This is a genomic window from Neisseria oralis (assembly GCF_045062685.1).
Classification (GTDB): domain Bacteria; phylum Pseudomonadota; class Gammaproteobacteria; order Burkholderiales; family Neisseriaceae; genus Neisseria; species Neisseria oralis.
Map to the genome: position 1 here is coordinate 21,672 of NZ_JBJGEB010000006.1, position 12,740 is coordinate 34,411.

Sequence of the window (12,740 nt, forward strand, 5' to 3'; positions counted from 1 at the left end):
TATCAAAAGCGTGTTAATCCGCTATAAAATTGCATCAAACAACCATAACCCATGAAACCCGCCTTCAAAACCTCCCTGCTGAAACTTGCCCTAATCGGCGCGCTGTTCTACACCAGCTACGGCCTGTCCAACCATTATGCGGCATCGCTGGCCTATGTGCCGGAAGTCGCTTTTGCGTGGGAGCTCGGCATTCCGTTTTGGGCGTGGACGATTGTGCCTTATTGGTCGCTGAATCTGATGTATGCAGCGGCGTTTTTCCTTTGCCGAAATGCGTGTGAACAAAACCGCTACGTCGCACGGCTGGTATCGGCGCAAATCGTCGCTACCATTTGCTTCATGCTGTTTCCGCTGCATTTCGGCTGGCCGAAGCCGCCTACCGACGGGTTGTGGGGTTGGCTTTTTGATTCGTTGGTAGCGTTTGACTTGCCGTACAACCAAGCGCCGTCGCTGCATATCGCGCTATCGATCATTGTCGGCGCGTTTTATTGGACGCGATTTCCCAAAATCCGTTTGCCGATTTTTCTGTGGCAAAGCCTGATTGCCTTGTCGGTGCTGACGACTTACCAACACCATTTTATCGACATGCCGACCGGCGCGCTGCTGGGTTGGCTGGTGTTGTGGGCAATACCGCAACACGGCGTATCGCCTTTCAGACGGCCTTTTGGTACTCAAGGCCGTCTGAAAACGAGCGAAGCGAGTTTCTGCGAAGCTAAAACGAACGTAGTGAGTTTCGCTAGAACGAGCGAAGCAAGTTTCCACGAAGCCAAAACTTCCCCTGCAACACGTTCCCGCGAAATCAAAATCGCCATGCTGTATCTGGCGGGCGCGGTATTGTCGGCACTGCCGTCCTTGTTCGGCGGCGCGTGGTTGTGGATGTTGTGGGTCAGCGTGTCGTTATCGATAGTCGCTTTCGCCTATCTGACCGGCAACGCGGCGGTGTTCCAAAAACAGGCAGACGGCAGCTTGTCGGCGGCGGCAACGGTTTTGCTGCTGCCTTATTTGGCTGGCGTGCGGCTGAACATGGCGTACTGGCTGCGCGGCAAGGCGAAGACGGCGCGGGTTCGTGATGGTGTGTTGATTGGCAGTATCTCAGGGGTTGCGGATATTCAGCATTGTGGCGGAGTTTTTGGGAAAAAAACGGCATCTGCTGCGTTAAAAATGCTCGCAAGGTGTTCAACCTTGCTGCGCTTTTTGCCTTGCATCTACCATTTTTTGCCACAAAAATCCGCTTCACAAGCAAAATCTCCGCAACCCCTGGCAATTTCAGACGATCTCCCCGCCATATTGGACGTATGCGCCGAATATCCCCACCCCCGTTATCGCGGCGCATACCGCACTTTGCCGCTATTGGATATGGTTGCGCCGTCTGAAAACGATTTGATGCAGGCGGCTTCATTGCTGGAAGCATTGCGCCGGCAACGCGGCAAGGTTCTGACCTGTTGCGCGCTGGGCTACGGACGCAGCGCGACGGTGGTGCTTACTTGGCTGCTGGTTTACGGCGGCTGCCGGGATTTGGCGCAGGCAACGGCGGAACTGAAACAGACCCGCCCGCAGATGGTGCTGTCGCCGGAAACGGCAAGGGCGGTAGAAGCGGCGGCAGGCCGTCTGAAAACGAGCGAAGCGAGTTTTTGCGACGCTAATCGAGATAGCGAAGATAAGTAGATGAAAAAATCAAGCTGAGCAAATCATTCTCTATTGAGCTTGTACAAGGCAATGCAGTCCTAGTTTAAAGTAAATTCACGATACGACGACTCATCTGTGCCGAACCAAAGTAAGGAGGGAAACTCATGACTAAAAGCTACCGCCCCGTCGCGTTTTATACTTTATCCCTGCTGATTCCGTGGACGTTATGGTTTGCTGCCGCCTACATCAGCCACCGCCCTGATGCTGTTGAGTACCAGTGGGCACAGGCTGCATTAGGGCTGGCCGGGCTGTTCGCCCCCATGCTCGTGGCGGCATTCATGTTGTACAAACAGCCCAAATTGTGGACGGACGCGAAACACCGCCTGTTCCGCCTGACAGGTTTTCCCAAACGATACCTGCTCGCTGCCGCACTGCTCGGTCCGGTTACCTTGGTGCTGGCGCAACTCATTTCCATCACTTTCGGACACAGTTGGGCGCAGTTTCACATTTCGGGACATCCGTCATTTACGTCTGCCTTGCTGTCGCCATGGTTCATGCTCCTTATTGCGCCTGTTGCCGAAGAATTGGCATGGCATAGCTATGGCACCGACGCGCTCACGGCACGCAGAAGCCTGTTTGTCGCATCCTTGCTATTTGCCGTGTATTGGGCGTTTTGGCACATGCCGCTTGCCTTCGTCAAAGGCTATTACCACAGCCAAATCGTTTCCGAAGGCGCACTCTACACGGTTAATTTCGTGGTCAGCATGTTCGTCTTCGTCCTATTGATGAACTGGTTGTACGCCAAAAGCGGGCGCAGCATCGCCGTGGCGACGATATTCCACCTGTGCGCCAATCTGGGTAACGAGATTTTCGCCACCCACCCCGACAGCAAGGTTATTCAGACGGCCATTTTGTCGTTAGTAGCCATTTATATTTTGATTGCAGAAAAGAATTTGTTTTTAGGTAAGCCTGTGCCATCCCGATAACAAATTCAGACGACCCTTGGACATGATATGCCCCGAATGACGGTTTCCATACCAAAAAGGAAGGTGAATGGACAATTCCACTGACAGCCTGATTACCGCCCGCCTGCTTGCCACCGCCCGCTATCCCGCCGTGCCCAACGTCTTGCTATTCGCTTTGTCCGCGCAACGCGGCGGCGCGTGGTTGGCGGTGCAGCTTGTCTTGGCGGCGGCGCTGTTGTACTACCACATCCGCATCGAATTCGACCGTCGAGTGTTCCAAGATTTTGCCGACGGTCGCTATACGCCCGAAGCCTTCGACCAAACCCTGCGGCAAACCGGCTTGCGCCGCGTTTCAGACGACCCATCCATAACGCAGCGTGTGGCGGGCGCGCTTGCCTTGTGGCGTAAAAGCCTTTACCTGACCGCTGCACAATCGGCAGTTTTCCTTATTCAAATCCTCTGATGTCATGAAAAATTTTCTTAAAAAACAACTTGCATGGCTGACCGACCAAGCATTGTGCCTGTCGGTATCCTTCCTCACCGGCGTCCGTCCCAAAAGCCCGCGCGAACTGGCGTTCAATCCGCAGCAAAAAGTGTATTACGCCAATCACGGCAGCCACGGCGATTTTTTGCTGGTGTGGATTTCCCTGCCGCGCCGCTGGCGGCTTTCCACACGTCCCGTTGCCGGCTCGGATTACTGGCTGACCAACAAACTCAAACGCTTCATCATCCAAAACGTCTTCAACGCGCTCTTGATTCCGCGCCACAGCGACAATCCGCAGTCGATTACCGAACAGATGAACCACGCGCTCCAAGCGGGCGATTCGCTGATTATCTTCCCCGAAGGCACACGCAATACGGACGAAAACGAAATCCTGCTCCCTTTCAAATCGGGCATTTACCATTTGGCGAAGAGTAAGCCTGACACCGAGTTTGTGCCGATATGGATAGACAACATCAACCGCGTCCTGCCCAAAGGCAAAGTGCTGCCCGTGCCGTTGTTGTGTGAAGTCCACATCGGCGAACCGCTGACCCTGCGCGAAGATGAAGACAAAGACACTTTCCTGATACGCACCCGCAAAGCCTTGCTGGCATTGAGGTCGTCTGAAAACGAGTGCAACGAGTTTCGCCAAAACGAGCGCAACGAGTCTCAACAAAACAAAGGAGCTGCATCGTGAGCTTTGTTAACACGTCCAGCCAAATCATTACCGAACAAACCGCCGCACATCTGACCCCGCAGGCAGGCTATATCTTTACCGGCGTATTTGCCATATTGATTTTCGCCAGCGTCGTCGGGCAATGGCTGAAACGCAAAAACGGCGCAGACAATGCCACCATCTCCAACCTCAATGCCCGCATCTACGCTTGGTGGCTGATGACGCTAGTACTGTTGGTCGCATTTTGGTTCAGCAAAACGGGGACGGTGGCGCTGTTTTTCCTGATTTCGTTTGCCGCCCTGCGCGAATTCATGACCCTCGTCTATCGCCGCCGTAGCGATTATTACAGCATGGTGGTGTGTTTCTACCTGCTGCTGCCGGTGCAATATTATTTCGTCTATGACGGCTGGTACGGCATGTTCAGCATTTTCATCCCCGTGTACGGGTTTCTGGTGTTGCCGATTATCGCCAGCCTGAGCGGTCAAACCGCCCATTTCCTCGAACGCGCTGCCAAAACGCAGTGGATGTCGATGATCTGCATCTTCTGCCTTTCACACGTTCCCGCCCTGATGTTCTTGAATTTGGACGGTTTCGACAGCAGTGGCAATATCTTGCTGCTGATGTTCCTGATTTTCGTGGTGCAGGTTTCGGACGTGCTGCAATACGTTTGGGGCAAACTGGTCGGCGGTGCCAAAATCATGCCGTCGCTTTCTCCGTCTAAAACCATATCCGGCACGGTCGGCGGCATTTTGTCCGCTACCGTACTCGCCGCGCTGCTGTCGCCGATTACGCCGTTTAGCCACGGCCAGGCCGCCGCTATCGGTTTTGTCATCTGCCTGATGGGTTTCTTCGGCGGGCTGGTGATGTCCGCCATCAAACGCGACTACGGCGTCAAAGACTGGGGCAACATGATACGCGGCCACGGCGGTATGCTCGACCGCGTGGATTCCATCTGCTTCGCCGCGCCCGTGTTCTTTCACATTGTCCGGTATTACTGGCACGGTTGAATCTGTTCAGTCGGTTAACTGTCTGCTCATTTCCAAAGAGGCCGTCTGAAAATTTCAGACGGCCTCAATTCATTCCGGCTGACACAACATGGTACCCTTAAATACCTGTTTCCCCATTCCTATCCCGCAGCTACAACAAACAAAAAGGCGTATCCTTTCAGATACGCCTTTATCCTGATCCAGTCAGAGACTAAAATTTTGCACCGGATTCATTCGCCATGTAGTCCACGGCAGCCTTCACTTCATCGTCGCTCAGACCGCTGTTGCCGCCTTTGGCCGGCATGGCATTGAACCCTTCAAGGGCATGTTTGTGCAAAGTTTCTTTACCTTGCTTGATACGCAGCGCCCAATCTGCTTTCGTACCGATATGAGGGATTCCGGGAATAGCGTTGCCATGGCAGGATTTGCAGCTTGCCTCATAGACTTTTTTACCATCCGCCTTGGCTACCGGAGCTGCTTCTGCCTTATCGGCTGGCTTGGCTTCAGTAGTAGTAGCGGAACCGGCTTTATTATCGGCCGATGACGCTGCTTTATCTGCCGGAGCGACTGCCTCTTTTTCCGCAGGCGATGCTGTCGGAGCAGGTGCTGCCACCGGTACGGGTTCTGCTTTCTTGGTCGGCGCTTTACCGTCTTTGTTTGACAAACCCCAAACATACGCCGTCATGATGTGCAGCTTGTCTTTATCCAAGAAACCGCCCCATGCGGGCATTTGGCTGTGGCGGCCATTGGTAATGGTCTCAATAATGGCTTTTTGCGTTCCACCCCAAAGCCATATATTATCAGTCAGATTCGGACCCAAGCCCTGAATACCCTGCCCCTTATCTCCATGACAAGTAAAGCAGTTGGCCGGCGGACCGCTGAACAAGGCCTTACCGCGTGCGGCACGCTCTTGGTCATACTGGTCTTTCGGTTTGGACAAAGACATCACATAGTTTGCAACGTCTTTAACGCGTTCTTCACCCAAAGCAGGCCCCCATGCAGCCATAGTCGCTATGCGGCCTTTTTCAATGGTCTCATGGATTTTTTCAGGTTCGCCGCCCCACAGCCAATCATTGTCGGTCAGGTTTGGAAACCCTTTGGAACCTTTCGCATCCGAACCGTGGCATTGGATACAATAAGTATCAAACATATTCTTACCGATTTGGCGTGCTTCAGGATTTTTGGCAACCTGTTCAATCGGCATCTTGGCAAATTTCGCATACAGTTTTCCGTATTGCTCGTTCGCCTTTTGCATTTCCTCTTCGTACTGCCCGTGGCTGCTCCAGCCCCAATAGCCTTTATAGTCGCCGATACCTGGGAACATAATCAAATAACCGATACCGAACAACCAAGTGCAGACGTATAACCAAAACCACCAACGCGGCAGCGGATTATTGTACTCTTCGATACCGTCCCAGTTGTATCCTGTGGTTTTAACCTCTTCGCCTTTTTTCAGCGGCTTCACAACATTTTGCGAAAGCAGCAGCCAAGCCAAGCCGATGAAACTGAACAGGACGATGACGGCAATGTATATATTCCAGAAATTACTGGTAAATTGGGAAGTTGTGTTCATTCTTTTGCTCCGTTATCGCGGATTAACCGGTTATCGCCCGTTTTTATCGGACGTATTATCGTCGTTATTGTCGAAAATACTGTTTGCGGCATCATCATAGTTTTTCTTATTGCGCCGATTAAACACAATATAGATAACCAAAATAAAACTGACGAATACCCAAAGGGTAAAAAGCGAGCGCGCCCAGTTAGCATCCATGATGTTACCTTACGTTTTTCAATGCCAAACCCAACCCTTGCAGGTAAGCGATTACGGCGTCCAGCTCTGATTTGTTTTCCAAAGCTTCCGGAGCTTTTTCAATTTCTTCGTCGCTGTAAGGTGTACCGACAGAGCGCAGAGCCTTCATATGTCTGACAGTGGCTTCCGCATCCACTTTATTACGGGCCAGCCACGGGAATGCAGGCATATTGGATTCGGGGACGACATCGCGCGGGTTGAGCAGATGGATACGGTGCCACTCATCGGAATAACGTCCGCCGACACGGGCCAAATCAGGACCGGTACGTTTCGAACCCCATTGGAACGGACGGTCGTAAACCGACTCCCCCGCTACTGAATAATGGCCGTAACGTTCGGTCTCGGCACGGAAAGGGCGAATCATCTGCGAGTGGCAGTTATAACAACCTTCACGCACATAAATATCCCTTCCCGCCACTTGCAAAGCGTTATACGGTTTAACGCCCGGAGCCGGTTGGGTTACCGCTTTGGTAAAGAACAACGGTACTGCTTCAATAAGCAAGCCGACGCTGATAACCAGAACGGTAAACACTATCAGGAACCCGACTTTTTCTTCGACTAAGTGTTGCAATTTCATTTTGGTAGCCTATCTTTCTTATACGTTAGTGGTGCTGCACTTGGGAAACCGCAGGGATTTCCGCATCCACCGGCCTGCCGCCGACCGCCGTGCGGTAAACGTTGTATGCCATGATGCACATACCGCTCAAATACAGCATGCCGCCCACAAATCGGATTTGATAATAAGGCATAGTGTGTTTCACGGATTCTACAAACGAATAAGTCAGCGTACCGTCTTTATTTAAAGAACCCCACATCAGACCTTGGTACACACCGGCAATCCACATTGCGGCGATGTACAAGACCACGCCGATAGTGGCAATCCAAAAATGCGCTTCAATCAATTTGGTACTGTGCATCTCGTTTTTACCAAAAAGACGCGGAATCATGTAGTACACCGAACCGATTGTCACAAAGCCTACCCAACCCAACGCACCCGCGTGTACGTGTGCGATGGTCCAGTCGGTATAATGGCTCAGGGAATTAACGGTTTTGATGGACATCATCGGGCCTTCGAAAGTCGACATACCGTAGAAAGAGAGGGAAACTATCAGAAATTTCAAAACCGGATCGGTTCGCAGTTTGTCCCACGCACCGGACAAGGTCATGATGCCGTTAATCATACCGCCCCAAGACGGCGCGAACAGAATCAGAGACAGAACCATACCCAAAGACTGGGTCCAGTCGGGCAATGCGGTATAGTGAAGGTGGTGCGAACCCGCCCACATGTAAGTGAAAATCAACGCCCAGAAATGGACGACGGACAAACGATACGAATAAATCGGACGAGCGGCCTGTTTCGGAACGAAGTAATACATCATGCCCAAGAAGCCCGCAGTCAGGAAGAAGCCGACGGCGTTATGGCCGTACCACCATTGCACCATTGCGTCGATGGCACCGGAATAAACGGGGTAGGATTTCATAAAACCGGCTGGAACACTGATATTATTAACGATATGCAGCAAGGCTACAGCCAAGATGAAACCGCCGTAAAACCAGTTGGCTACATAAATATGCTTTACTTTGCGTTTGGCAATGGTACCGAAGAAAACTACGGCGTAAGCAATCCAAACCAATGCGATTAAAATATCAATCGGCCATTCCAGTTCCGCATATTCTTTGGCTTGGGTAAAACCCATAGGCAGTGAAATTGCGGCTGCCACAATAACGGCCTGCCAACCCCAGAACGTAAACGCCGGCAGCCAGTTGCCGCCGAACAAACGCACATTACAAGTACGCTGCACCACATAATAGGACGTCCCCATCAGGCCGCATCCGCCAAAAGCAAAAATCACCGCATTGGTATGCAGCGGACGCAGGCGACCGAAGTGAAACCACGGGCCGACATCGGATAAATCAAGGGAAGGGGCAAACAGTTGTGCGGCAACGATAACACCTACCAACATGCCCACGATGCCCCAAACTACGGTCATGATGGCAAATTGCCTCACCACTTTGTAGTTGTAAGTTTGCGTGTCCATAAAAGTCTCCATTAATCATGGCAATAAGAATTTTTTATTACAGCCGATTTCTGATTTTTGAGTCAAATCAAGCGAAACAATGGGCTATTTTTCTAAATTTAACATAGATACTGGTACGCGCCAAGCGATATTACATTGCTGACAATATGTCAAAAATATTTTTTTGAAAAATAAAAACAATACAAATCAAATTATTAACAAAATACTTACTAAAATTTTGTCATATCCTTCATCCTTTCTTTTCAGACGGCCTTTTTTGATGCAGCCTGTGGGCTGTATTAAAATACCGGCAAATATTAAAATTTAACAAACAGAATAATAGCTATGATTAATTACACTCTTTCGCCAAATTTACTCTCCCGCCAATGGGAAATCACTCTTTCTTTTATTAAAAACAATGAACTGCCGACAGAAATCAGTTTACCGAACTGGGTTCCGGGCAGTTATCTGATTCGTGATTTCTCACGTCATATCACTGAAATCCGGGCTTTTTGCGATGGCATTCCGGCCGAGTTGACCCAAATCGACAAAAATACATGGCATGCCGCCGCTATTGGCGGAGAGTGGCGGATTTGCTACACCGTTTACGCTTTCGATTTGTCCGTCCGCGGCGCATTCCTAACCACGGAGCGGGGCTTCTTTGACGGAGCCTGCATCTTCTTGAAAGTCAAAGGATACGAGCATGAAGCCCACCGTGTGGCCTTGTCGCAGCCCCCTGAACACTGGCGGATAGCGACCACTCTGCCGGCTGTCGGAGAGCACGTTTTTCAGGCGGCTTCTTATATGGATTTGATCGACCATCCCATCGAACTGGGGAATATCGAATTTCTTAGCTTTGAAGCGGCAGGTATTCCGCACCGCATTGCTTTGAGCGGTTTCTATCATCCGTTTGACCGCGACCGCCTGGTATCCGACATCTGCAAAATCTGCGAAACCGAACTGGCGGCTTTCCCTAGCCCTGCACCGTTCGACCAATATCTTTTCTTGCTTCATGTCGGCGACAACATCTACGGCGGCCTCGAACATATCGACAGTACCGCCCTTCTTGCCGACCGCAACAGTCTGCCCCCGTTTGAAATGGGCGCGGCGAACGACGCCTATACACAACTGCTCGGCTTGTTTTCCCACGAATACTTCCACGCATGGAACGTTAAATCCATCAAGCCCGAAGCATTCGTCCCCTACCATCTCGACCGCGAAAACTACACTGAGCAACTTTGGGCTTTCGAAGGGATTACATCCTATTACGACGACCTGTTCCTCGCCCGAAGCGGTTGCATTTCACCCGAAGCCTATCTGAACCTGCTTGCGCAAGGCATTACCCGCGTACAACAAACCAAAGGCCGTCTGAAACAAACCCTTGCCGAATCGAGCTTTACCGCATGGAACAAGTTTTACAGGCAGGATGAAAACAGCCCTAACGCCATTGTCAGCTATTATCAGAAAGGCGCCCTTGCCGCCCTCTGCCTCGACTTGCTCATCCGAAGCAAAAGTGCGGGACGGCATTCGCTCGACAGCGTAATGCGTCAACACTACCGCGACTGGTGTGCAACGCGGCAAGGCATTCCCGAAAAACAATGGCAGGTGCGTTGCCAAGAAATCACCGGCTTGAACTTGGAAGATTTTTTTCAGACGGCCTTATACAGTACCCGCGACCTACCGCTGGCCGAATGTCTCGCCACAGCCGGCGTTGTCCTGACATGGCACTCCCTGCCCCGCAGCCACGGCGGCGGATTGGTGGACGCCAAGACTGACTCTTTCCCGCCGGCACCTGACTTCGGCGCACGCTTCAAACAAAACGGCGACGGCGCCACCCTGACTCATGTCTTCAACGGCGGCAGTGCAGAAAACGCCGCCCTCTGCCCACAAGACAAAATCATCGCCCTCAACGGCTTCGCCTGTACCGACCTTACCTTACAATGGTCGCAGCAACCGGTCGGCAGCCAGGTACATGTTCACTTCTTCCGCACTGGCGTGTTGCGCGAAACCGTTATCACCGTAGAGGAGGCCGGTGCGGAAACCGCCCTGCTGGCGGTAAGCGACAGACAACTGCTGGAACAATGGCTGTTTGACCGTCCGTAACCTTCAGGCATGAAAGGCCGTCTGAAAACAACCGAAAGGAAACATCATGGCAATCTTGAAACTGAGCGAAAATCTTTATATCTCCCCGCAACTGAGCGAAGCCGACGCAGCACAAGCCGCAAAACTCGGCATCAAAAGCGTTATCTGCAACCGGCCCGACGGCGAAGAAGCAGGCCAGCCCGAGGCCGCTCAAGTACGGCAATGGCTGGAACAGGCGGGCATTGCGGCCTTCCGCCACCAGCCCGTTACCGCTCCGGCCATCACCGATGCCGACATCGACACGTTCCACAAGCTGCTGGCGGAACTGCCGCCGCCGGTACTGGCCTATTGCCGAACCGGAACGCGCTGTTCTTTGTTATGGGGTTACCGCCAGATTCAAAACGGCAGCAGCGTGGCCGAAGTAAAAACCGCATCAGCCCGGGCCGGCGTGGATTTGACCAATTTTGAAGCCCGCCTGCAAGCGGCGGCGGATAACCGTTAAACGTTCAAAGGCCGTCTGAAAAAAGATTTGCAATATCTTTTTTCAGACGGCCTCATCGTTTAAACCCGTCAGGATAAACGGCGCCCGGCAAACACCTAAAAATCTTTGTTATACGCCGACATTACGATGAATCGTAAAAATCCGACCACCGCAAATACGCCCAACACTGCCGCCAATCCCGCGGCAATCCACAATACGATACCCAACCATTCAGGCATGTTCTTCTCCAAACGACATCTTTAGGATTATGAACAGCAGATGCGCCACCATCCGCCTTGCCCGCTTTTCCGCGAATTTCTTGTATCGGTTAGACGGCCGAATCAGGTTGGTGTTTCCCCATATCTTTAAAAAAATGTAATGCTTCGGTAAACCGATAAAACGGAGAGGTCGTCTGAATTTCGTTTTTCAGACGGCCTCTCCGTTTTACAGAAGACTGCGTTACTTATTGATTACTTGGCTACCGATTTGGTCTCGGTTACAAAGCCTATCTTACTGATACCCGCCTCACGCGCCGCTTCCAGCGCTTTGTTGACGTAATCGTACTCTACCGATTTATCGGCGGCGATGGCGACAATCAAATCTTCTTTTGCCGCTTTAGCGGTTTTCAGTTTCTCAGCTACCCCCTCGATACTGACTTTGGAAGCCGATTCCGCACCGAAATAATAAGAACCGTCGGCACCGATCGTCAGCCGCAGCGGGTCGGTCGGCTGCTTCTCTTTCTTCGCCGCCTGCTCGGAAGCGGTCGGCAGCTCCAGAGGAATCGAATGCGTCAATACCGGCATGGTAATCATAAACACAATCAACAACACCAGCATCACGTCAACCAACGGCGTAACGTTGATTTCCGACATCGGGGCATCATCACCCGAATTCATCGAACCGAATGCCATAACTTAATCCTTCTGATTCAAAAGACGTACATGCAGGTCGTGAGCGTAGGCGTCCATGTCCTGCGACAGGGTTTTCGTACTGCGGTTGAGGAAATTGTAGGCCAACACCGCAGGAATCGCCACGAACAGGCCGGCGGCTGTCGATACCAAAGCCTCGCCAATCGGACCGGCCACAGCGGCAATACTCATCTGGCCGCTTTGGCTGATATTGATCAAAGCATGATAAATGCCCCATACCGTACCGAACAGGCCGATAAACGGCGCAGTCGCACCGATGGAGGCCAATGAGGTCATACCGCCTTCAAACTGACGCATAATCTGACTCATGCTGTTGCGGATTTGGGTAACGAGGTATTCGTTCAAAGGCAGGGCATTGGCCAAAAGTTTGGCATCGCTCTGACGGTAGTTCTGATGCGCCTTAACCGCCTCCTCAGTCAAACGCCCCATAGGCGAATCGACGCTTTTGGCTTTCTGCACCGCTTCGTTCAGCGTGAACGAAGCCAACACCAATTTTTTAACCGCCGCATTGCCGTTTTTAGCCTTGCGCAATCTGATGGCACGCAGAATGATGATGCTCCAAGTTACGATGCTCATAATAACCAGTATGATGAACACGCTGATCAATACGAAATCGCCCGATTGAAATACTAACGCTAAATTCATGTTTTTTTTCCAAAAATATAAAACTGAGTTTAAAAAATGAAACT

At 51.7% G+C, this 12,740-nt stretch carries 14 protein-coding genes; 7 read left to right on the forward strand and 7 right to left on the reverse strand.

Features of this window, described 5'->3' with window-relative positions; translation table 11 throughout:
• The first annotated feature begins 51 nt into the window (after window positions 1-51).
• The 5 genes from ACI43T_RS07015 to ACI43T_RS07035 all read left to right on the forward strand — a co-directional run bounded on the left by ACI43T_RS07015 (window position 52) and on the right by ACI43T_RS07035 (window position 4,752).
• Window positions 52-1,662 carry a phosphatase PAP2/dual specificity phosphatase family protein gene (locus ACI43T_RS07015; protein ID WP_405386131.1) on the forward strand — a complete coding sequence of 537 codons (1,611 nt, stop codon included), beginning with the start codon at window positions 52-54 and terminating at the stop codon, window positions 1,660-1,662.
• 125 nt (window positions 1,663-1,787) lie between these two features.
• Window positions 1,788-2,609 (forward strand): CPBP family intramembrane glutamic endopeptidase, encoded by an 822-nt coding sequence (locus ACI43T_RS07020; protein ID WP_405386133.1) that lies wholly within the window; start codon window positions 1,788-1,790, stop codon window positions 2,607-2,609.
• A 67-nt stretch (window positions 2,610-2,676) separates the two neighbouring features.
• Window positions 2,677-3,051 carry a hypothetical protein gene (locus tag ACI43T_RS07025; RefSeq protein WP_405386135.1) on the forward strand — a complete coding sequence of 125 codons (375 nt, stop codon included), beginning with the start codon at window positions 2,677-2,679 and terminating at the stop codon, window positions 3,049-3,051.
• Between the two features lie 4 nt (window positions 3,052-3,055).
• Window positions 3,056-3,766 (forward strand): lysophospholipid acyltransferase family protein, encoded by a 711-nt coding sequence (locus tag ACI43T_RS07030; RefSeq protein WP_377079531.1) that lies wholly within the window; start codon window positions 3,056-3,058, stop codon window positions 3,764-3,766.
• Window positions 3,763-4,752 carry a phosphatidate cytidylyltransferase gene (locus tag ACI43T_RS07035; RefSeq protein WP_377079532.1) on the forward strand — a complete coding sequence of 330 codons (990 nt, stop codon included), beginning with the start codon at window positions 3,763-3,765 and terminating at the stop codon, window positions 4,750-4,752. Before ACI43T_RS07030 ends, ACI43T_RS07035 begins: the two co-directional genes overlap by 4 nt.
• 190 nt (window positions 4,753-4,942) lie before the next feature.
• Here the strand turns inward: ACI43T_RS07035 and ccoP are convergent, their stop codons facing one another.
• From ccoP to ccoN, 4 genes are read right to left on the reverse strand one after another with little or no spacing between them, the layout of a single operon-like run.
• Window positions 4,943-6,304 carry a cytochrome-c oxidase, cbb3-type subunit III gene (gene ccoP, locus ACI43T_RS07040; RefSeq protein WP_405386137.1) on the reverse strand — a complete coding sequence of 454 codons (1,362 nt, stop codon included), beginning with the start codon at window positions 6,302-6,304 and terminating at the stop codon, window positions 4,943-4,945.
• 30 nt (window positions 6,305-6,334) lie between these two features.
• The gene (locus ACI43T_RS07045; protein ID WP_009174824.1) at window positions 6,335-6,502 is read right to left on the reverse strand and encodes a cbb3-type cytochrome oxidase subunit 3; all 168 of its coding nucleotides are present in this window, start codon (window positions 6,500-6,502) and stop codon (window positions 6,335-6,337) included.
• 4 nt (window positions 6,503-6,506) lie between these two features.
• Complete coding sequence (gene ccoO, locus ACI43T_RS07050) at window positions 6,507-7,118, reverse strand: cytochrome-c oxidase, cbb3-type subunit II (protein ID WP_009174825.1); 612 nt, start codon at window positions 7,116-7,118, stop codon at window positions 6,507-6,509.
• 25 nt (window positions 7,119-7,143) lie between these two features.
• A complete protein-coding gene (ccoN, locus tag ACI43T_RS07055) occupies window positions 7,144-8,580 on the reverse strand; it encodes a cytochrome-c oxidase, cbb3-type subunit I (protein WP_377079534.1) in 1,437 nt (478 codons plus the stop codon).
• A 324-nt stretch (window positions 8,581-8,904) separates the two neighbouring features.
• On the opposite strand from ccoN, the gene ACI43T_RS07060 reads away from it, so the two are divergent.
• Window positions 8,905-10,662: a M61 family metallopeptidase gene (locus ACI43T_RS07060; protein WP_405386140.1), complete on the forward strand. Its 1,758-nt coding sequence runs from the start codon at window positions 8,905-8,907 to the stop codon at window positions 10,660-10,662.
• 46 nt (window positions 10,663-10,708) lie between these two features.
• Window positions 10,709-11,143, forward strand: a complete 435-nt coding sequence (locus ACI43T_RS07065) for a TIGR01244 family sulfur transferase (RefSeq protein ID WP_405386142.1) — start codon at window positions 10,709-10,711, stop codon at window positions 11,141-11,143.
• Window positions 11,144-11,238: 95 nt separating this feature from the next.
• Here ACI43T_RS07065 and ACI43T_RS07070 read toward each other — a convergent pair whose 3' ends face one another.
• The 3 genes from ACI43T_RS07070 to ACI43T_RS07080 form a co-directional block, all read right to left on the reverse strand.
• Window positions 11,239-11,361 carry a hypothetical protein gene (locus ACI43T_RS07070; protein ID WP_256359126.1) on the reverse strand — a complete coding sequence of 41 codons (123 nt, stop codon included), beginning with the start codon at window positions 11,359-11,361 and terminating at the stop codon, window positions 11,239-11,241.
• 231 nt (window positions 11,362-11,592) lie between these two features.
• The gene (locus ACI43T_RS07075; RefSeq protein ID WP_308025205.1) at window positions 11,593-12,033 is read right to left on the reverse strand and encodes an ExbD/TolR family protein; all 441 of its coding nucleotides are present in this window, start codon (window positions 12,031-12,033) and stop codon (window positions 11,593-11,595) included.
• A gap of 3 nt (window positions 12,034-12,036) precedes the next feature.
• Complete coding sequence (locus ACI43T_RS07080) at window positions 12,037-12,696, reverse strand: MotA/TolQ/ExbB proton channel family protein (RefSeq protein WP_314106814.1); 660 nt, start codon at window positions 12,694-12,696, stop codon at window positions 12,037-12,039.
• Window positions 12,697-12,740 lie beyond the last annotated feature (44 nt).